Consider the following 19,322-nt stretch of genomic DNA (forward strand, 5'->3'; position numbering starts at 1 on the left):
ATTTGTTTATCATTTTATAACTAGAAAAAAGTAATTAGAAAAAACAAAAATATGCTATCAACAATAATCAAGAAACTAGGAACTAGAGAAGATAAAACCTTAGCACCTTTGGCAGCAGCAGCAACAACAGGAGTTAGTATCGCTCGATTTTTGGGTAAACGTTCAATTTATGGAGCGATTGTCGGAATTGGTGTAGGTTTGGTTGTAAAAAAAATAATGAAAAAACAAGAAGAAAAACAAAATCTACCGGTACAAGAACCACAAGAGATTTAAAAACAATTATCAAAGAAAGAAAAGAAAAGAGTAGAAGTTTTCAACGTTATAATATTCGTTGTATGTTTATTGAAAAAGAAAATCAGCACAATCTTGTGCTGATTTTTTATGAATATTAATTAGATTTTACTTAGATAGAGAACAGTTTCCTGTAACTAAAGGAACGTTTTTTTGCTCCTTTATTTTGTTGAATCCACCAGAAACATCAATCAAGTTTTCATAACCTCTTGCACGCAAGATCGAAGTAAAAATCATCGAACGGTAGCCTCCTGCACAATGAACTAAATAAGTCTCTTCTGGATCAATAGCCAACATACTTTCATTGATAAAGTCTAATGGAGCATGAATTGCATTGTCAACATGTGCAGCATTATACTCACCTGGACGACGTACATCCAAAACTTTCAATTCACCTTCGTTTACCAAATCTACAAACTCATCTACAGAAATAGAGACAATCTCATCGTATTCTTTTTCAGCTTCTTTCCAAGCGTCAAATCCGCCGTCTAAATAGCCAATTGCATGGTCGTAGCCTACTCGTGCTAAACGAGTAATTGCTTCCTCTTCTTTGCCCGTTTCTGCAATTAACAAGATAGGTTGTTGGATGTCGGCTATCAACGTCCCGACCCACGGTGCGAATTGTCCACCAAGACCGATGTTGATAGAGTTTGGTATAAAACCTTTAGCAAAGACTTGCGGGTCACGAACATCGAGCAATAGTGCAGAGGTTTCATTTGCTATAGTTTCGAATTCTTCTACCGAAAGCGCTTTTTTACTACGGTTCATCACTTGGTCAAACGTATCATATCCTTCGATATTCATACGAACGTTTTCTGGGAAATAGGTAGGTGGCGGTAATAAACCCTCAGTAAGTTTCTGAATGAAATCTTCTTTGCTCATGTTCACATCCAAACCATAATTTTTTACTTTCTGATTGCCTAAGGTATCGAAAGTTTCTTTGCTCATATTTTTACCACAAGCCGAGCCAGCACCATGTGCAGGATAAACAATTACATCGTCTGCCAACGGTAGAATCTTATTGTGTAGAGAATCGTACAACATACCGGCTAATTTCTCTTGTGTAAGGTCGTTGTTTAATTTTTGTGCCAAATCTGGACGACCAACATCACCGATAAAAAGAGTGTCTCCGGTGAAGATTGCATAATCTTTTCCATTCTCATCTTTCAGCAAATAAGTGGTACTTTCTAAGGTATGACCTGGCGTATGAATCGCCGTAATGGTAATATCACCAATAGAAAACACTTCGCCATCCTGAGCAATATGAGCATCGAAAATTGGTTTAGCAGTAGGGCCGAATATAATTTTCGCATTGGTTTTTTTCGCTAAATCTACATGGCCAGATACGAAATCTGCATGAAAATGCGTTTCGAATATATATTTTATTTTGGCATTATTTTTTTCTGCTTTATCAACGTATGATTGAGTTTCGCGTAGCGGATCGATGATGGCGGCTTCGCCTTTCGACTCGATGTAATAAGCTCCTTGAGCCAAACATCCGGTGTAAAGTTGTTCTATTTTCATCGTTTACGATTTATTTTGCAAATTTATGAAAATTTCAGAATCCTGACGGGGTGGAATAGAATTATAGCATTTTTCCATTGTCTGAATCTGAAAATATGGTTGAAATAATTTTTTATATTCATCTAATGAGCCTCCGAACGGTGGATTGTTACTCCCGAAATGTTTATTAAACAAAACTCCTACCAATCGACCATTCGGAAGAATAATTTTATGCATATGCTGCGCATAATCTTCTCTTTGTGAAGGGAGTAATGCACAAAAAAAAGTTTGTTCAAGAACCAAATCGTATTGGTTGGTATGTTGAAAAAAATCTTGGCAGGTTATTTTTATTTCTTTTCGGTCTTTATATTTTTCTTGTAATTTTTCTACAACCGTTGGCGCATAATCCAAAATCGTAATGTTTCGGAAGCCTTTAGTTAGTAAATATTCAGCTTCATGTGCATTGCCGCATCCAGGAATTAGAATCTCGAGAGATTTATCTTCGAGTTGATCGATGTATTCTTTAATCGGTGTGGTCACTTCTTGAGCGTCCCAGCCGGCTTGTTTGTTTTGGTAACGTTGATCCCAATATTCAGCTCTGTAGGCTTTCATTTTTCACTTTTTTTAAAGGATAAATTCTTCTAAAAAGATAAAGATAGCCATTAATATGATAAATATAGCAAAACTTTTTTTTAGGGTTTCGGTAGAGATTTTGGTAGAAAAAAAAGTTCCTAATAAAATACCTATCATCGATAAAAATACAAACTCTAGTAAGAAGCCCCAATCGATGGTAAGATGATGTACATCGCCAATAAAAAAACCGATCAAAGAATTAATTGAAATGATAAATAAAGAGGTTGCAGAAGCATGTTTGATATCTAACTGTGCAATAACCATCAGTGCTGGGACAATAAGAAATCCACCGCCTGCTCCGACTAATCCTGTGAGGCATCCAATAAAAAAACCTTCGGACAATAATAGTGGATGAAATTTTGATTTTTGTTTTCTTCTAGGGCCTTTATTGTCACTTAGCAAAGAAAACGCAGCAAAAAGCATCAAAATAGAGAAAAGCCCAAACATAGCCATGCGTCGTGTGACTATATATTGGCCAACATGAAATAAATTTTCGGGTAAATTGGGAACTACAAATGTTCGGATGATAGAAATACCAATAACTGCTGGGAGACCAAAAATGAGTACGGCACGCCAATCGACCATTTTTTTTAATGCTTGTTTTATGCCGCCAACTAGACTTGTGCTACCTACTATAAACAATGAATAAGCTGTGGCAACTTTTTCATCGAAATGAAATAAATAGGCCAGGATAGGAACGGCTAAAATAGATCCTCCACCGCCCATTAAACCTAGAACAATTCCAATAAATAATGCACCAGTATAGCCTATAACTTCTTCGAGGCTCATGAATTTTTTTTTCCGAAAATTACAATTTCTTTGTAACAAAATGTATTTTCGTAAGACAAATTATGTAAAATAGATTACTCAATGAAAAAATTAGTACTGTCTTTACTGTTAGTAAGCTCAACGATGTTCGGGCAAAAAATCGACTTTGAAGAGTACGATTTACCTAACGGTTTACATGTTATTCTACATCAGGATAATTCAGCACCTATCGTTACTACGGGAGTTATGTATCATGTAGGCTCGAAAGATGAGCAAGAGGGAAAAACCGGATTTGCCCATTTCTTCGAACATTTATTATTCGAAGGAACACATAATATCAAACGCGGAGAATGGTTCAAAATTGTTTCATCGCATGGTGGGCAAAACAATGCCAATACGACAACCGATCGTACTTATTATTACGAAACATTTCCGTCTAACAATTTAGAGTTAGGTTTATGGATGGAATCGGACAGATTACTGCAACCTATTATCAATCAGATTGGTGTTGATACCCAAAAAGAAGTAGTACAAGAAGAAAAAAGACAACGATTAGATAATCAGCCGTACGGACGTTTTATGTACGGTGAAGCTCTGTCGCCGCATGTTTTCGATAAGCATCCATATAGATGGAGTGTGATCGGTTCTTTTGAAGATTTGAAAGGAGCAAAACTAGAAGATTTCCAGCATTTCAGTAGTACCTATTATGTACCGAATAATGCGGTGTTAGTAATAGCAGGGGATTTTAAAATGAAGGAGGCTAAACAAATGGTCGAAAAATATTTTGGCATGATTCCTCGTGGAGCAGAGGTGAAAAAAAGTTTTCCGAAAGAAGAACCTATTACCAAAGAGCGTCGTGTAACAGAATACGATTCGAACATTCAAATTCCTTTATTAGCGATCAATTATCGTACGTCGGATAATAAATCGAAAGATGCTTTTACGTTGAATATGTTGTCGAATTATTTAACGGGAGGAAAAAGTTCTGTCTTGTATAAAAAATATGTAGACGAGAAAAAAGAAGCATTGCAAATATTTGCTTTCAATCGTCAAATGGAAGATTATGGAATCTATACCATTGGCGTATTGCCGCAAGGAAAGGTTTCATTAGAACAGTTAGAAAAAGATATCCAAAAAGATATTGAAAACGTTCAGACAAATTTAATTTCTGAAGAGGATTATCAGAAACTTCTCAACTCATTCGAGAATAGTTTTGTAGCTCAAAGGCAAGGCGTAGAAAATATAGCTCACTTACTAGCGGATGCTTATATGTTGCAAGGTGATACCAATAAAATCAATACAGAAATGGATATTTATCGTTCGATCACTAGAGAAGATATTCGTAACGTAGCCAAAAAATACCTAGGTAAGAACCAGCGTGTTATAGTGCATTATTTACCAGAATCAGCTAAAGAACAAAAAGAAAAAAAATAGTTAAGAAGAAATCTAATGAATACAAAAATATTTACCCTCGCTTTTGCATTTTTTGCTCTTTCTGTCAATGGACAGATCAATCGACCAATGCCAGTACCAGGGCCAGTTCCTACAATAAATTTAGGGAAATCACATGAGTTTAAGCTCAACAACGGGCTCACTGTTATTGTTGTAGAAAACCATAAATTACCACGTGTAAGTGCAACGTTAACAATCGATAATACACCTTTTACTCTAGCAGACAAAAAAGGGGTCGATGGTCTGTTAGGGAGTATGCTAGGAACCGGAACAGAAAAGGTTGCTAAGGATGATTACAACAAAAAAATAGAGCAATTAGGAGGCAATGTAAATTTTTGGAGTGAGGGGGGAAGTGCTTCTTCATTAACCAAATATTTCGATGAGGTTTTTGGTTATTTTGCAGATGGAGTAATCAATCCGAAATTTGATCAGAAAGAATTCGAAGCTGTCAAAAATCGTTATATCGAAGGTTTAAAAGCAGATGAAAAAAGTGTGGAAGCTGCAGCTTCACGTGTTCGTGATGTATTGACGTATGGAAAAAACCATCCGTTTGCCGAGTACGATACGCCAGAAAAAATTCAAAAAATTACTCTCAAAGACGTACAAGATTTTTATAAGAACTATTACCGCCCAGACAATGCGTATCTTATTTTTGTAGGGGACATCACTGCGGATAAGGCTAAAAGTCTAACTACAAAATTGTTTTCTAATTGGCATAAAGGAGTGGTGAAGATTGCCGATTTACCATCAGTTCAGCAAGTGAAGAAAACAGAAGTAGATATCGTTAATATGCCAAATGCAGTACAATCTGTGGTGTCTGTAACGTATCCGGTAAACCTTACCAAAAAAGACAAAGATTATTATGCTGTGCAAGTTGCTTCAACTATTTTAGGAGGAGATTTCAATTCGAAATTGAATATGAATCTTCGCGAAAAACATGGTTGGACATATGGAGCACGAGGAGGAGTTTCTGATTCTCGATATATCGGACGTTTTTTCACCAATGCTACCGTTCGTAACGAAGTAACCGATTCGGCAGTAATCGAAACGATGAAAGAAATCCGCTCGATGACTCAGGAAAAAGTAGATAAAGAAGTTTTGGAAAACGTAAAAGCAAAGTTCTTGGGGAACTTTATCATGTCGTTAGAAAGACCACAAACTGTAGCGAGCCAAGCATTGATAAAAAAAATAGAAGGGTTAAATGACAACTTCTACGCCGATTATATCAAAAATATAAATAACGTAACAGTAGATGATGTCTTACGCGTTTCAAAAAAATATTTCCGTCCAGATCAGGCTAAAATTGTTGTTACAGGAAAAGCAGAAACAATCGGTGAGGGACTGAAAAAACTAGGCTACCCTGTGAACTTTTATGATGCGTACGGAGAGCCCATTGCAGATCCGTCTACTATGAAAAAGGATGCAAAAGTAACAACCCACCAAATAGCCGATGCCTATATAAAAGCAGTAGGAGGAAAAGCAAATATCGAAAAAGTGAAAACCGCACACCGTGAAGGAAAAATTAGCCTGATGGGGATGGAGGGTAATTACAAAGAAAAATATGCTTTACCAGACAAAACTGCAATCGTGATGGAAATAATGGGTATGAAAATAAAAACTGTTTTCGATGGCGGCAAAGGCTATGTAGACCAAATGGGTCAGAAAATAGATTTCCAGAAAGACCAAATCGATGGGATGAAAGGATATAATCAATTATTTCCAGTATTATCTAGCAGCTTTGCCAAAGCAAGTGTAGAGGGAATTGTAACCGAAAACGGCGTAGAATACTATAAGGTATATACCAAAGAAGCTAAACGTACCGAATATTACGATGTGAAAACTGGATTGTTGGCAAAATCAGAAATCGTTGCATCAACACCGCAAGGAGATATGGTAACCGTTAATGTGTATAAAAACTATCAACCATTCGACGGTGTGTTGATGGCTACAACAATCGAAACCCAATCTGGGCCACAAACTTTTAAAATAGAATTAAGCAAGGTGGAGTTCAACAAGAATGTTTCGGACGTTGATTTTAAATAATCTATTTATTTCGACGATAAAAAAGCTTGAGGAAACTCGGGCTTTTTTTGTTTTCGAAAATCACTCATAGTTTATCTAATCAAATAACTATTTTTCTGCTTTTTGTACAATTAGCTTATTAAATAAGAGGAGGAGAGTAGCCTGATAATGATAAGATTTGTCTATGAAAAGATATTCTAAGTATTGATGTACAATAGAAAAGTAGAAAGCCCTTTTTACAGACACATAAAAACTACTTCTAATAAAAGAAATGGTCATACATTAATAAAAATTGTTTAAACTATCATCACTTTACTTTGCTCTTCTACATAAAATTCTGTACTGAATGGCAAAAGCACTATTGTATTTTGACTTGATTTTTCTTATATCAGTATTAGCAGAGCTTTTCGTGAAATAATCACCAACCAAAACTCGATAATCCGGTGACATATAAACAATTTCGGTAGAAAAAGATGGGAAATTCGCCTCAAATTCTCGTTTTACTCTATCGGCCTGTGCTCTATTTTTCGAGTAATAAACCTGAATTTTATATCCCGGCATTTGGGTTTTTCCTGCGCATGGATCACTCGGATTGTTACGGGGGCGAGTTGTAGTTGTAGTAGGTTTCGTTGTGGTTCTAACAACTGCACAAGAGGTGTTTTCTTTGTTATTGATAAATTTAGCGATTTCAGGATCCATTTCAATAGAAATTTTACCTGCATCTTCAATTCTCACCGTATCGACGTTAATTTGAGCTTTTCCTTGAAAAATAATCGTCAAAAAAACAAAAGTCAATATCTTTTTCACTATTTTCATTAAGTTGTATTTTTACAAATATAAGTTAAACCAACCAAAAATACTCTAAAAAAAATCAGCAATACATCTTTGGCTTTGATAGTGAAAACAATATAGCTAAAAAGTAGATTCTTTTATGATGTAGAATTTATTTAGAATAGTTTTAAATTACATTAAGTGATAAAGTTCATTATAGTTTCTTTATGATTTTCTTAAGTATTGCCCCTATTTTTGTTGACAATAAAGCGTTCAAATATTAAATTACGAAAAACGAAACTTATAATAAGTAAATGAAGGCAAGAATTCTAACAAGGTTACGTCTATGGAGTGCCGCGGCAATAATGCTCGGTTTCTCTACTGCTAATGCTCAGGGTGACGCTGCTAATGGGTACGATTTGTTTCAAACCAATTGTACAGCATGTCACCAGATAGATGGAGAGATGATTGGTCCAGAGATGCGAAATGTAGTGCAACGTGTACAAGAACAAGCGGGGCTTGGTACCGATTGGTTACATGCGTGGATAAAGGACAATAAAGCACTGCGAGAGTCGGGGGACAAGTATGCAAATGAAATATTTGCAAAATACAACAATCAAGAGATGTTGGCTTTCCCAGGATTAAGTGAGGCAGATATCGATGATATCTTGGCTTATACATCAGACCCAGAAGGTGGGCAAGCAGCTTTTGAAGAAGCTAAAAAAGCAGCAGCTGCTGCAAATGCTCCTGCAAAAGGAGGGGAGGATTCTGCAAGTACAGGTGTAGTTGCAGTTGGGTTTGTTGTTTTGGCAGCTCTTTTGTTTTGGATTTTACTTAGAATTAATGCTTTAGTAAAACAAACCCGTGATACAACTTTAGAAGAAGACACTCTTAATAAAGCAGTCTCTTTTAATGAGGTGTTGCAAAAATACAAAGCAGTTGGGCTTGTAGGGGTTGTGATTCTTACATTCGTTGTAATGTATAGCGTTTTCTGGGGATTGATGGGGATAGGTGTAGATAAAGGATATGAGCCAGAGCAGCCAATTTATTTCTCGCACAAAGTTCATGCAGGAATTCAGGGAATTGATTGTCAATATTGCCATACATCTGCAAAATACGGTAAAGTATCTGGTATTCCTTCAACAAATACATGTATGAACTGTCATCGAACAATTAAAGAATACCGTGGGGATTATTACGAAGAAGAATTGGTAACTTCTGGTAAATTTGCGTCTGCAGATGATGTAAAAGCATTTTATACAGGAGAAATTCAGAAAATGTATAAAGCAATCGGTTGGAATCCTGAAACCAATAAATACGAAGGTAATCAAAAACCAATCGAATGGGTACGTATCCATAATATGCCAGACTTTGTTTATTTTTCACATGCACAGCACGTAGTTGCGGGAGAACAAGCAATTTTAAAGGCTATCAAGGAAGGAACAATTCCTAACGCAAAAGAGCTTAATATCGGAAGCGCAGATCAGGTATGTTTTGCATGTCACGGTCGCGTAGATGAAATGAATGAAGTAAAAATGGCCAACGATTTCACTATGGGATGGTGTATCGAATGTCACCGTACAACTGAGGTGGACATGGATAATGGTTATAACAAAGAATATTACGCAGAGCTACACGAAAAGTTGAAAAAACAATACGGTGATGCAACCAAAATTACTGTGGATGCAATCGGAGGTTTAGAGTGTGGTAAATGTCATTATTAATATACTAAAAAGAGGACTATAAATGGCTTCGAAGAAAAAATACTGGAGAAGTTTTGAGGAGTTAACTGATTCTAATTTAAGCGAACAGTTATCCACCAATGAATTTGCAGAAGATATTCCTGTAGATGAATTCTTAGGCAACACAAATGCCATGGAAAACAAGAAGACTTCGCGACGTGACTTTTTGAAAATCTTAGGATTTAGTACAGCTGCTGTAACTTTAGCAGCCTGTGAAGCACCAATCGTAAAGTCTGTGCCTTACGTTGTGAAACCAAACGACGTAACACCTGGTGTACCAACTTATTATGCATCAACAATTTTTGATGGATATGATTATGCAAACGTTTTGGTAAGAACCAGAGAAGGTCGACCAATTCGTATAGATGCGAATCACGATGCACGATTCTTCGGATCGACAAACGCTCGTGTACAAGCATCGGTATTATCTTTGTATGATAGCGATAAGGTGAAAGGCCCAATGGTGAAAACTGGGGAAAATAAATATAAAACTACAACTTGGAAAGATCTCGATGCTAAAGTAGTATCAGCTCTAAATAGTTTAGGAGGTAAAAAAGCGGTTATCTTAACCCCTTCACTGCCATCGCCGACTACAAAAAAACTAATACAAGAATTTCAAGCAAAATACCCTACAGTTCAGCATGTAGTGTTTGATGCTGTTAGTTATTCTAACGCTCTAGATGCTGCACAAGAAGTATATGGTAAACGCGAAATTCCTTTCTACGACTTATCTTCTACAGAATTAGTGATATCATTCAATGCAGATTTTTTAGGAGATTATAACGGTGGAGGAATGGAATCTTCTTATGCAGCAGCTCGAAAACCTGGAGCAAACATGTTGCGTCATATACAAGTAGAATCTGTATTATCATTGACAGGTGCCAATGCAGATACTCGTATCCCTAAAAAGTTTACAGATACAGAAAAGTTGCTGGCAGAAGTATACAATGGTCTGAAGGGAGCTTCTGTTAAAGATGAAGCTGCAAGCATTGTAAAAGAAATTAAAGCTAAAGGAAGCAAAGCGGTTGTTCTGGCAGATGGATCAAAAGAAGCATATGCTTTGGCTTTTGCAATTAATCAAATGATTGCTTCTGGAGCTGTAACAAACCGAGCCGTTAACTTAAAGGTTTCTAACGATGCTGTGTTCAATCAATTTATTGCTGAAGCAAATGCAGGAAATGTAGGAGTATTGTTTACATATCAAGCCAATCCTGTATATGCAGCAAATCAATCAAAAGCAGTACAAGCAGCTTTTTCTAAAATTGGTTTAAAGGTAGCATTAACAGAAAAATTAGATGAAACTGCATCTTTAGCAGATTTAGTAGCACCAGTTACTCATGCATTAGAATCATGGAATGATTATAATCCAATTACAGGAGTATACTCATTACAACAGCCTACTATACCTCGTATTTTTGATTCTCGTCAATTTCAAGACTCATTAATTACTTGGTTAACAGGAACATCAGTTGTAAATAAAGTAGAAAATCCTAATGATCCTACTATGATGATGGCAACATCAGAAAGTGTACAACCAGTTTCTGCGTATTATGAGTATTTACGAAACAATTGGTTATCAACTATCCTACCATTAGTCGGAGGAATTGATTTTAATCAAGCGTTGTACAACGGAGTTAACGAATCTTCTGAAACAACAACTTTTGTTGCTAATACTGCAGTAGCAGACGGATATGCTGCAAAATTAGCCTCTACAAAAGCAGGAGAGTGGGAAATCCAATTCTATACAAAAACAGGTTTAGGAGATGGAACACAATCTAATAATCCTTGGTTACAAGAGTTACCAGATCCAATAACTCGTAATTCTTGGGATAACTACATTACCTTGAACCCATTAGACGCAGAAAAATTAGGTGTAAAAATCCAAGATAATTACAACGTTCATAACGGACGTATGCAATTTGATGGCGAATACTTTGATCTGACAGTAGATGGCGTTAAGCTAGAGAAAGTGCCTGTATTTATCCAACCAGGTCAAGCCATTGGTTCTATAGGTTTAGCCTTAGGTTATGGTAGAACTAAAGCAGGAAAAGTAGGAAACGAAATCGGAGTAAATGCGTATAGCTTATATAAAGGAACCATAGGTGCAAACAATGTAACTTTAGGCAAAACTGCAGGTGCAGGTAAGCACAAATTTGCCAATATGCAGCAGCAGCCTACTCTGATGGGGCGTTATGAAATTGCACGTGAAGTTTCTTTAGATGACTTTATAAATCGTCCTAGAGAAGAATGGAACGAATTAGGAGTAATGCCAACCTGGAAAGGATTAACACCTGAAAAAGAGGTTGATATCTGGAGAACACATGATCGTTCAGTAGGTCCACACTTCAAGCTGTCAATAGACATGAATGCATGTACAGGTTGTGGTGCTTGTATTATAGCTTGTCAAGCAGAAAACAACGTACCGGTTGTAGGTAAAGATGAAATCCGTATGTCACGAGATATGTATTGGTTGCGTATAGACCGTTACTACTCAGATGTTACAGATAATACATTAACGCAGAAGGTTGCTCTTGAAGGTCCGAATATGGATGGAAAAGGAGACGGGTTGAATGAACCTCAGCAATATAAATTGTTGATTCAGCCAAAAGCAGAGAACCCAGACGTTATATTCCAACCAATTATGTGTCAACATTGTAATCACGCACCATGTGAAACAGTATGTCCGGTTGCGGCAACATCACACGGTCGTCAAGGACAAAACATGATGGCCTATAACCGCTGTATTGGTACACGTTATTGTGCAAATAACTGCCCTTACAAAGTACGTCGTTTCAACTGGTTTACTTATACCCAGAATGATAAGTTCGATTTCCATATGAACAACGATTTAGGACGTATGGTATTGAACCCAGATGTAGTAGTACGTACAAGAGGGGTAATGGAGAAATGTTCTTTCTGTATCCAACAAACACAAGCAGCTATCCTAAAAGCCAAGAAAGAAAACCGTCGTGTAACGGATCAAGAATTTAAAGATTCAGCGGCATGTGCTGCAGCTTGTGCGACTGGCGCAATGGTGTTTGGAGATATAAATGATGAAAACAGTGAAGTGAAAAAACTTTCAGAAAGCAATCGATCTTACGTATTGTTAGAAGAAGTTGGTACACAACCAAACGTTTTCTATCATGTGAAAGTTAGAAACAGAAAAGAACAAAAAAACGCATAATTAGTATAGAATTTATTAAGGTAAAATAATATGTCACATTACGAATCACCAATTAGAGAGCCTCTTATATTAGGACATAAGTCTTACCATGATATCACCGTAGATATTGCTCGTCCAATCGAGAATAAATCGGGAAAATTATGGTGGATCGCCTTCGGTATAGCATTCCTTGGTTTCCTATTATTCATAGGTTGTGTCTTCTACACCGTTGGTACCGGAATCGGGGTTTGGGGTTTAAATAGAACAATTAACTGGGGTTGGGATATTACCAACTTCGTATGGTGGGTAGGGATCGGTCACGCTGGAACACTAATATCCGCTGTACTCCTTTTATTTCGTCAGAAATGGAGAATGTCGATTAACCGTTCAGCTGAAGCGATGACAATTTTCGCGGTAGTACAAGCAGCGGTTTTCCCGATGATCCATATGGGTAGAATCTGGTTATCTTACTGGGTTTTCCCAATTCCGAATCAATTTGGTTCACTTTGGCCAAACTTTAACTCGGCACTATTGTGGGACGTTTTTGCGATCTCAACCTACTTCTCAGTATCGGTAGTGTTCTGGTTTATTGGTCTTATGCCCGATTTTGCGATGATCCGCGACCGTGCAACAAAACCATTTGCAAAGAAAATTTATGGAATTTTATCATTTGGATGGGGTGGACGAGCAAAACAATGGCAACGCTTTGAAGAAGTTACCCTTGTATTAGCAGGATTATGTACACCACTTGTATTCTCAGTACATACAATCGTATCATTCGACTTCGCTACATCTGTAATAAAAGGGTGGCACTCAACTGTATATCCACCATATTTCGTAGCAGGAGCTATTTTTTCAGGTTTTGCTATGGTGCAAACACTATTAAGTGTGATGCGAAAAGTATTGCATTATGAAGATTATATTACTCGTAAACATATCGAGTATATGAATATCGTAATTATCGTAACTGGAGGAATGGTGGCTATTGCTTACTTAGCTGAGTTATGGATAGCATGGTACTCAGGTTCTAGATACGAGGACTTCACTTATTTCTCTCCAGGAGCAGCAACTGGTCCTTATTGGTGGGCATTCTGGGCATTAATTATTTGTAACGTATTAGTACCAGGACTGTTGTGGATACGCTCTATCCGTCGTTCGTTCCTTTGGACATTCTTAATCTCGATTGTTGTAAATATTGGGATGTGGTTCGAGCGTTTCGACATTATCGTGATAAATCTTTCACGTGACTATTTACCTTCGAGCTGGACAATGTTTATGCCAACATGGGTAGACGTTGGAATCTTCGTAGGAACTAATGGATTCTTCTTTGTACTTTACTTATTGTACGCACGTACTTTCCCAGTAATCTCACAAGCAGAATTAAAAACTATTTTGAAATCATCAGGCGAAAGCTATAAAAAACATCATACAGAAGATGAGCATCACGAACACTAAAATCGTTTATGGTCTATACGGAGACGACGATGTTTTACTAGACGCAATTAAAAAAATCCGTAGTAAAAATGTTGCGATACAAGAAGTTTATACGCCATTTCCTGTTCATGGATTGGATAAAATTCTTGGATTGAAAAAAACTCGAATCTCAGACATCGCGTTCTTTTACGGTGTCTTTGGATTGACATTGGCCTCTGTAATAACTTGGTTTTTTATGAACCATGATTGGCCACAAGATATTGGTGGAAAACCATCTTTCTCTTGGGGAGAGAATATGCCAGCATTCGTTCCAATTATGTTTGAGATTACAGTTTTTTGTACCGCGCACTTAATGTCACTAACTTATTTAGTTCGTAACAAGATGTATCCAGGTGCAAAAGCTCAAAATCCTGATCCAAGAACTACAGATGATAAATTCCTAATAGAAATTCATACTACAGATGTAGATGCAATTAAGAATATTTTTGTAGAAACAGGAGCAGAAGAGGTTACGGTAAGAGGTGTAGAATCACCAGATAACAATATTAACCAAGTAGAAGAAGCATACTCATGAAAAAGATAGTATTTTTAATGGTTGCAGGAAGTTTATTAGCTACAGCCTGTTCAGATAAAAAAAGGAAGCCAAGTATAGTGTACATGCCAGATATGTATTATGCGACCGCTTACGATCCATATGAGAAAGCAACTTTTGGTTACCCTGATTATGCAGAGTCATCAGATGTTCCGGTTTTTCAACGCAATCATAACATGTCAGCACTAGAGCCAGTTGAAGGAAGTGTACCACATAATGACGGAGGTATCTTGCCATGGACTTTACCTAATAATAATGCTGGTTATGAGCAATCGAAATCAGTAACATCTCCATTAAACCCTGCTAATAAAGAAGTAGATCACAAGCGTGGTGAATTGTTATATAAACAAAACTGTTCTGTTTGTCATGGTGCAAATGGAGATGGGCAAGGTTCTATTGTAAAATCCAAAGCATACTCTGGTGTACCTACATTCGCAGAAAGAAATATTACAGTAGGAAGTGTCTACCATGTAATTATGTACGGTAAAAACGCAATGGGTTCTTACGCATCACACTTAACACCTGTAGATAGATGGAGAGTGGCAGAGTATGTAATGAGCTTGAAAAACGCTGGTAACGATCAGGCAGCCCCTGCTGAAACACCAACAGCAAATGTTGAACCTGCAGATTCTACTGCAAGCAAATAATCGTTAACGCTAAAAAAGATTTAATCATGCAATATACTTTTTCCAATCGATTAAAAATGGCTTCACTAATCATGTTAGTAGTAGGAGTCGTATTATATGCAATTGGATTCTTTATCTTTAAAGGACACATGAACAATTCTGAGGCTTATATCACAGAATTAATGCATGCAAATCCTTCACATTTCTATGGTGATTATATCAGTGATCAGTTTTTAGAACTGAACCCCGATCATCAAAGTCATATGGAACATTTGCAAAATTTATTAAGCAACCGTCCATGGGCAGCGTTCTATGTACCAGCATATTATGCATTCGGTATCGCTGCAACAGCACTTTTCTTTTTGTGCGTTCAATTCGTTGGACAAGCAGGTTGGTCTATGGTAGTAACTCGTGTAATGGAAGGAATCGCTTCTTACTTACCAATTGGTTCTTTGATTTTAGGAATCTTTGTTATTCTATCTGCAATGCAAATGAATCATTTATTTCACTGGATGGTTCCAGAACTGATTGATCCAAATGATCCACAATATGATATCTATATCGCAAACAAAGCAAAATTGTGGTTAAACGTTCCCTTCTGGACAATCCGTTGCTTAATTTATTTAGCTGTTCTCTCTTTGTTTGTATACATTATCAAAGGAGCAACAAGAAAATTGGATGAATACAAAGGTGACATCACTTATTACAATAAGTTATATACCAAAGCGGTTTTAGGAATTGTGTGTTTCGCACTTTTCTCAGCAGCGTATGCATGGGACTTTGTAATGTCACTAGACCCACACTGGTATTCTTCTTTATTTATGTGGTACGGAATGGTAAGTCATTTGGTAGCATCTGTTTCTGTCATGGCAATCATTTCTATCTACCTGAAAAAGAAAGGAGCATTACGTTTATTCAATGATAACCACCAACACGATTTAGCTAAATTTATGTTTGGTTTCTCATTACTGTGGTCATACTTATGGTTCTGTCAATTCATGTTACAGTGGTATTCTAACGTGCCTGAAGAAGTACAATACTTCCAACAACGTATGGCACAATATCCACTATATTTCTGGATGTTATTGGCTAATCTAGTTTTACCATTCTTAATCATGGTAAGCTCTAGCATCAAGCGACGATCACAAGTAGTTTTCGTAGTGGCTATTCTGATTATTGTAGGACACTACTGGGATTTTTATAACCAAATAATGCCAGCAGCTGTTGGACCATTCCACAACTTCGGATTTATGGAAATCGGTGCATTAGTTGGTTTCACAGGATTATTTATATTCATAGTAATGAATGCCATCTCTAAACTCAACTTAGAAGCAACTGGACACCCTTATTTCCACGAATCAAAAATTTATGAATATCCATTCTAAGAGAATCGATAAAATTTAAAAATCTCAGTCTATAAAGGCTGAGATTTTTTTTATTGATGAATTTTACAGTTGTATACGATAAACTAAACTGTAATAAATTTTTTTATTTATCTAAGGCTAAAACAACACGATAATTTTCCTCCAAAAAAGTTAAATCACTCAAATCCTTATGTTTGAAAGCTTTACTATCTTTTAATAAAGAATTTCGGTTTTCTATTCTCTGTATTGCACTATAAAATCGACGAACTTCTTCTTTATTACACAGCATCAATTTCGTAACCGTAACATTTTCACCTGCTTCGTTCTTAGAAATCATTGTAAAATAACTCGAATTACAATGCTTGATTTCTCCTGTTTGGATATTCTAACTTTCTACGCGAATACCAACCACAACAGATGTTTTACCGACATAGTTAACCGAAGCCTTCATTGTTAATAGATTACCAACTTCTACTGGATTTAGAAAATCTACTCGGTCTGTTGAAGCCGTTACACAATAGGTTTCGGTAAATTTAGACGCACAGGCAAATGCAATTTGGTCTAGCAATGATAAGATGTATCCGCCATGTATCTTTCCTCTAAAATTAGTATATGATGGTAAGATAAGTTGTGTCATCGTTACCTTAGAACTACTCACTGTTTTTATTTTATTCATAAGGTTTCGATTAAGTTTAATTGATAAAATTTATCTGCAATCAAGCGATCATTGGCTAAGCGCGGAACTTTATTTTGTCCGCCCAACTTTCCCAAAGACTTCATATAATTCTGAAATCCATGCTTTTTTACCAAAGAAATTTTCAATGGTCGTAAAACATTTCCGTTAATCAAATCTTGATAATAAACATTTAATAGACACATTTGTCTGTCCAGTTCTTTTTCGAATTCTTCTATACATGTAGGGTTTTCGCCAAATTCGATCAACCATTCATGGTAAGGTAAGCCAACGTTCGGGTTTACCTGTGGTGCTACACTAAACTCTATAATCGATGCAGGAAACTTTTGTAAAGTAGCTTGCAATGCGGTTTCTACCTCGTGGGCTATTACATGCTCACCAAAGGCAGAAGTAAAATGTTTTATTCGTCCGCTCACAATTATTTTATAAGGTTTGATAGAAGTAAAACGAACCGTGTCTCCAATATTATACGCCCACAAACCTGCTGTGCTACTCAAAATCAAAACATAATCTTTTTTCAGCTCTACAGATTCTAAAGAGATTCTAGTAGGATTATCTTGATGAAATTCTTCAGCAGGAATAAATTCATAAAAAATTCCATTGTCTAATAGCAATAATAATTCTTCTGATTTTTGTGAGTCTTGATACGCAAAAAAACCTTCAGAAGCAGGATAAGTTTGTATACATGGTAAAGATTTCCCGAGCAAAGCATTCATTTTATCGCGGTAGGGATCATAATTTACACCACCGGTTACCAGGAGCTGTAGATGCGGGAAAAGTTCCTTTACAGTTTTAGAGTCTGTTTGTTGCAAAAGCTTTTCGAAATACATAATCATCCATGGCGGAATTCCACTAATCAATGTCATGTTTTCATGTTGCGTTTCGTCAACAATAGCATCAACTTTTTCTTCCCAATCCTCTATACAATTGGTATCCCAAGATGGCATGCGGTTTTTTTGTAGATAATCAGGAACAAAATGAGCTACAATACCCGAAAGACGTCCTGTCTGAATCCCATTTTTTTTTGTCAATTCTGGGTTTCCTTGTAAAAAAATCATTTTTCCGTTTAAGAAACTCGCATTGCCAGACTCGTAAATATAAGCCAATAAAGCATTACGAGCAGATTTTATATGAGTAGGAATAGATTCTTTGGTCAACGGGATAGCTTTTGCGCCCGAAGTTGTACCCGAAGTTTTTGCTAAATATAGCGGTTTACCTGGCCAAGTTACGTTTTCTTCACCATCGATAATCGCATCAAAATAATTTTTTAAACCCTCATAATCACGTACCGGCACTCTTGCTTTGAAATCCTCGTACGATTGGATTGAAGCAAAATCATGATCTTTACCAAATCGAGTATTCTGGGCAGTTTTAAGCAAATAATGAAATGTTTTATCTTGCGTTTCTATCGGATGATTAATCCATTTCTGATTTTGATAGTGAACGTATTTTGCAAAAATTTTTGCTAAGAATGCCTTCATGTGTTCGTCGACTTTTTAAAGTTGATATATAGTTCGGGATTAACAGCTTTCCCATTATGCCAAATCTCTAAATGTAAATGTGGACCGGTCGTAAATTCGCCAGTATTACCTACAGAACTAATCGTTTCGCCTTGTGTAACTTTGTCACCGATTTTTTTATACACATCTAGATTGTGCTTGTAAATTGACAAAAAATCATTGGTATGATCTACTACAATCACAAAACCTGTTTCGGGAGTCCAATCGGTGAAAATAACATATCCGTCTGCAATTGCTTTTACAAGATCACCAGTTCTAGAAACCAAATCCAAAGCCAAATGTTTTTCATCTGCGTTGTAGGTATTGCTTATATAACCATCGAGAGGTGAAATGAATATCGGTTTTTTCTTTATATTTTCTGCCGAAATATTTTCATTTTCTTTCTTTATATCTAAAATAATTGGTAGAATAGGAGTTTGTTTAAAAGGTTGAATATTAGAATAATAAGTTTTTTGAGCCAATAAATCTCGGTTGTATAATTCGAGATTTTTAACGGTTTTTTCGATAGATTTTATTTTCTTGTTTTGGTTATTGATTATCGAATCTTGTTGATCGAGTAGAGCATTTTTAGAATGAATTTTTTGCAGATAAGTGAAATTGTAGTAAAGAGAAAACAACAATCCTAACAACAACAAAACCAATGACCAATAGAACCTACGAATGATTCTTGGTGATTTATTTGCTATTGTAGTTGATTTGTAATGAGTTACGTTTGTTGTGTATTTTTGTTTATCGGTCATAGATTCT

The 19,322-nt window shown here is 36.4% G+C and carries 15 protein-coding genes and 1 pseudogene; 9 read left to right on the top strand and 7 right to left on the bottom strand.

The window, feature by feature from the left end; all coding sequences use genetic code 11:
• Nucleotides 1-51: 51 nt before the first annotated feature.
• Nucleotides 52-273 (top strand): hypothetical protein, encoded by a 222-nt coding sequence (locus WEEVI_RS08945; RefSeq protein WP_013598816.1) that lies wholly within the window; start codon nucleotides 52-54, stop codon nucleotides 271-273.
• A gap of 126 nt (nucleotides 274-399) precedes the next feature.
• Here the strand turns inward: WEEVI_RS08945 and WEEVI_RS08950 are convergent, their stop codons facing one another.
• The 3 genes from WEEVI_RS08950 to WEEVI_RS08960 are packed head-to-tail and all read right to left on the bottom strand — an operon-like array spanning nucleotide 400 to nucleotide 3,216.
• Nucleotides 400-1,815, bottom strand: coding sequence for an MBL fold metallo-hydrolase (locus WEEVI_RS08950; protein ID WP_013598817.1), 1,416 nt, complete (start codon nucleotides 1,813-1,815; stop codon nucleotides 400-402).
• Between the two features lie 3 nt (nucleotides 1,816-1,818).
• Complete coding sequence (locus WEEVI_RS08955) at nucleotides 1,819-2,406, bottom strand: methyltransferase domain-containing protein (protein WP_013598818.1); 588 nt, start codon at nucleotides 2,404-2,406, stop codon at nucleotides 1,819-1,821.
• Between the two features lie 12 nt (nucleotides 2,407-2,418).
• On the bottom strand, nucleotides 2,419-3,216 hold the full coding sequence (locus tag WEEVI_RS08960; RefSeq protein WP_013598819.1) for a sulfite exporter TauE/SafE family protein: 798 nt from the start codon (nucleotides 3,214-3,216) through the stop codon (nucleotides 2,419-2,421).
• An 81-nt stretch (nucleotides 3,217-3,297) separates the two neighbouring features.
• Here WEEVI_RS08960 and WEEVI_RS08965 point away from each other — a divergent pair, with 81 nt between their 5' ends.
• Nucleotides 3,298-4,629, top strand: coding sequence for a M16 family metallopeptidase (locus tag WEEVI_RS08965; RefSeq protein ID WP_013598820.1), 1,332 nt, complete (start codon nucleotides 3,298-3,300; stop codon nucleotides 4,627-4,629).
• Between the two features lie 15 nt (nucleotides 4,630-4,644).
• Nucleotides 4,645-6,690: a M16 family metallopeptidase gene (locus tag WEEVI_RS08970; protein WP_013598821.1), complete on the top strand. Its 2,046-nt coding sequence runs from the start codon at nucleotides 4,645-4,647 to the stop codon at nucleotides 6,688-6,690.
• Between the two features lie 291 nt (nucleotides 6,691-6,981).
• Here the strand turns inward: WEEVI_RS08970 and WEEVI_RS10995 are convergent, their stop codons facing one another.
• Nucleotides 6,982-7,485: an SPOR domain-containing protein gene (locus tag WEEVI_RS10995; protein WP_013598823.1), complete on the bottom strand. Its 504-nt coding sequence runs from the start codon at nucleotides 7,483-7,485 to the stop codon at nucleotides 6,982-6,984.
• A 269-nt stretch (nucleotides 7,486-7,754) separates the two neighbouring features.
• Between WEEVI_RS10995 and WEEVI_RS08980 the strand changes: the two genes are divergently transcribed.
• From WEEVI_RS08980 to WEEVI_RS09005, 6 genes are read left to right on the top strand one after another with little or no spacing between them, the layout of a single operon-like run.
• Entirely contained in the window at nucleotides 7,755-9,164 is a 1,410-nt protein-coding gene (locus WEEVI_RS08980; RefSeq protein ID WP_013598824.1) for a c-type cytochrome, read from the top strand.
• A 22-nt stretch (nucleotides 9,165-9,186) separates the two neighbouring features.
• Nucleotides 9,187-12,366, top strand: coding sequence for a TAT-variant-translocated molybdopterin oxidoreductase (locus WEEVI_RS08985; protein WP_013598825.1), 3,180 nt, complete (start codon nucleotides 9,187-9,189; stop codon nucleotides 12,364-12,366).
• A 30-nt stretch (nucleotides 12,367-12,396) separates the two neighbouring features.
• Complete coding sequence (nrfD, locus tag WEEVI_RS08990; protein ID WP_013598826.1) at nucleotides 12,397-13,800, top strand: NrfD/PsrC family molybdoenzyme membrane anchor subunit; 1,404 nt, start codon at nucleotides 12,397-12,399, stop codon at nucleotides 13,798-13,800.
• The gene (locus WEEVI_RS08995) at nucleotides 13,787-14,353 is read left to right on the top strand and encodes a DUF3341 domain-containing protein (protein WP_052295795.1); all 567 of its coding nucleotides are present in this window, start codon (nucleotides 13,787-13,789) and stop codon (nucleotides 14,351-14,353) included. Before nrfD ends, WEEVI_RS08995 begins: the two co-directional genes overlap by 14 nt.
• Entirely contained in the window at nucleotides 14,350-15,018 is a 669-nt protein-coding gene (locus WEEVI_RS09000) for a c-type cytochrome (RefSeq protein WP_013598828.1), read from the top strand. The genes WEEVI_RS08995 and WEEVI_RS09000 overlap by 4 nt, the downstream gene beginning before the upstream one ends.
• Nucleotides 15,019-15,044: 26 nt before the next feature.
• Nucleotides 15,045-16,382 (top strand): hypothetical protein, encoded by a 1,338-nt coding sequence (locus WEEVI_RS09005; protein WP_013598829.1) that lies wholly within the window; start codon nucleotides 15,045-15,047, stop codon nucleotides 16,380-16,382.
• A gap of 103 nt (nucleotides 16,383-16,485) precedes the next feature.
• On the opposite strand, the pseudogene WEEVI_RS09010 reads toward WEEVI_RS09005, so the two are convergent.
• The 3 genes and pseudogenes from WEEVI_RS09010 to WEEVI_RS11000 all read right to left on the bottom strand — a co-directional run bounded on the left by WEEVI_RS09010 (nucleotide 16,486) and on the right by WEEVI_RS11000 (nucleotide 19,315).
• Nucleotides 16,486-17,037 (bottom strand): annotated as a pseudogene (locus WEEVI_RS09010) (acyl-CoA thioesterase).
• On the bottom strand, nucleotides 17,034-18,536 hold the full coding sequence (locus tag WEEVI_RS09015; RefSeq protein ID WP_013598830.1) for a GH3 auxin-responsive promoter family protein: 1,503 nt from the start codon (nucleotides 18,534-18,536) through the stop codon (nucleotides 17,034-17,036). Before WEEVI_RS09015 ends, WEEVI_RS09010 begins: the two are co-directional and overlap by 4 nt.
• Nucleotides 18,533-19,315, bottom strand: coding sequence for a M23 family metallopeptidase (locus WEEVI_RS11000; protein ID WP_013598831.1), 783 nt, complete (start codon nucleotides 19,313-19,315; stop codon nucleotides 18,533-18,535). Before WEEVI_RS11000 ends, WEEVI_RS09015 begins: the two co-directional genes overlap by 4 nt.
• Between the last annotated feature and the right edge of the window lie 7 nt (nucleotides 19,316-19,322).

Origin of the sequence: Weeksella virosa DSM 16922 (assembly GCF_000189415.1) — a bacterium.
Lineage (GTDB): Bacteria > Bacteroidota > Bacteroidia > Flavobacteriales > Weeksellaceae > Weeksella > Weeksella virosa.

Bases quoted from the DNA above. Each gene is read 5' to 3' on its own strand.
- WEEVI_RS09005 (WP_013598829.1), top strand. From the start codon at position 15,045: ATGCAATATACTTTTTCCAATCGATTAAAAATGGCTTCACTAATCATG.
- nrfD (WP_013598826.1), top strand. From the start codon at position 12,397: ATGTCACATTACGAATCACCAATTAGAGAGCCTCTTATATTAGGACAT.
- WEEVI_RS11000 (WP_013598831.1), bottom strand. From the start codon at position 19,315: ATGACCGATAAACAAAAATACACAACAAACGTAACTCATTACAAATCA.
- WEEVI_RS08980 (WP_013598824.1), top strand. From the start codon at position 7,755: ATGAAGGCAAGAATTCTAACAAGGTTACGTCTATGGAGTGCCGCGGCA.
- WEEVI_RS08950 (WP_013598817.1), bottom strand. From the start codon at position 1,815: ATGAAAATAGAACAACTTTACACCGGATGTTTGGCTCAAGGAGCTTAT.
- WEEVI_RS08960 (WP_013598819.1), bottom strand. From the start codon at position 3,216: ATGAGCCTCGAAGAAGTTATAGGCTATACTGGTGCATTATTTATTGGA.
- WEEVI_RS09015 (WP_013598830.1), bottom strand. From the start codon at position 18,536: ATGAAGGCATTCTTAGCAAAAATTTTTGCAAAATACGTTCACTATCAA.
- WEEVI_RS08970 (WP_013598821.1), top strand. From the start codon at position 4,645: ATGAATACAAAAATATTTACCCTCGCTTTTGCATTTTTTGCTCTTTCT.
- WEEVI_RS08985 (WP_013598825.1), top strand. From the start codon at position 9,187: ATGGCTTCGAAGAAAAAATACTGGAGAAGTTTTGAGGAGTTAACTGAT.
- WEEVI_RS08945 (WP_013598816.1), top strand. From the start codon at position 52: ATGCTATCAACAATAATCAAGAAACTAGGAACTAGAGAAGATAAAACC.
- WEEVI_RS09000 (WP_013598828.1), top strand. From the start codon at position 14,350: ATGAAAAAGATAGTATTTTTAATGGTTGCAGGAAGTTTATTAGCTACA.
- WEEVI_RS08965 (WP_013598820.1), top strand. From the start codon at position 3,298: ATGAAAAAATTAGTACTGTCTTTACTGTTAGTAAGCTCAACGATGTTC.
- WEEVI_RS10995 (WP_013598823.1), bottom strand. From the start codon at position 7,485: ATGAAAATAGTGAAAAAGATATTGACTTTTGTTTTTTTGACGATTATT.
- WEEVI_RS08955 (WP_013598818.1), bottom strand. From the start codon at position 2,406: ATGAAAGCCTACAGAGCTGAATATTGGGATCAACGTTACCAAAACAAA.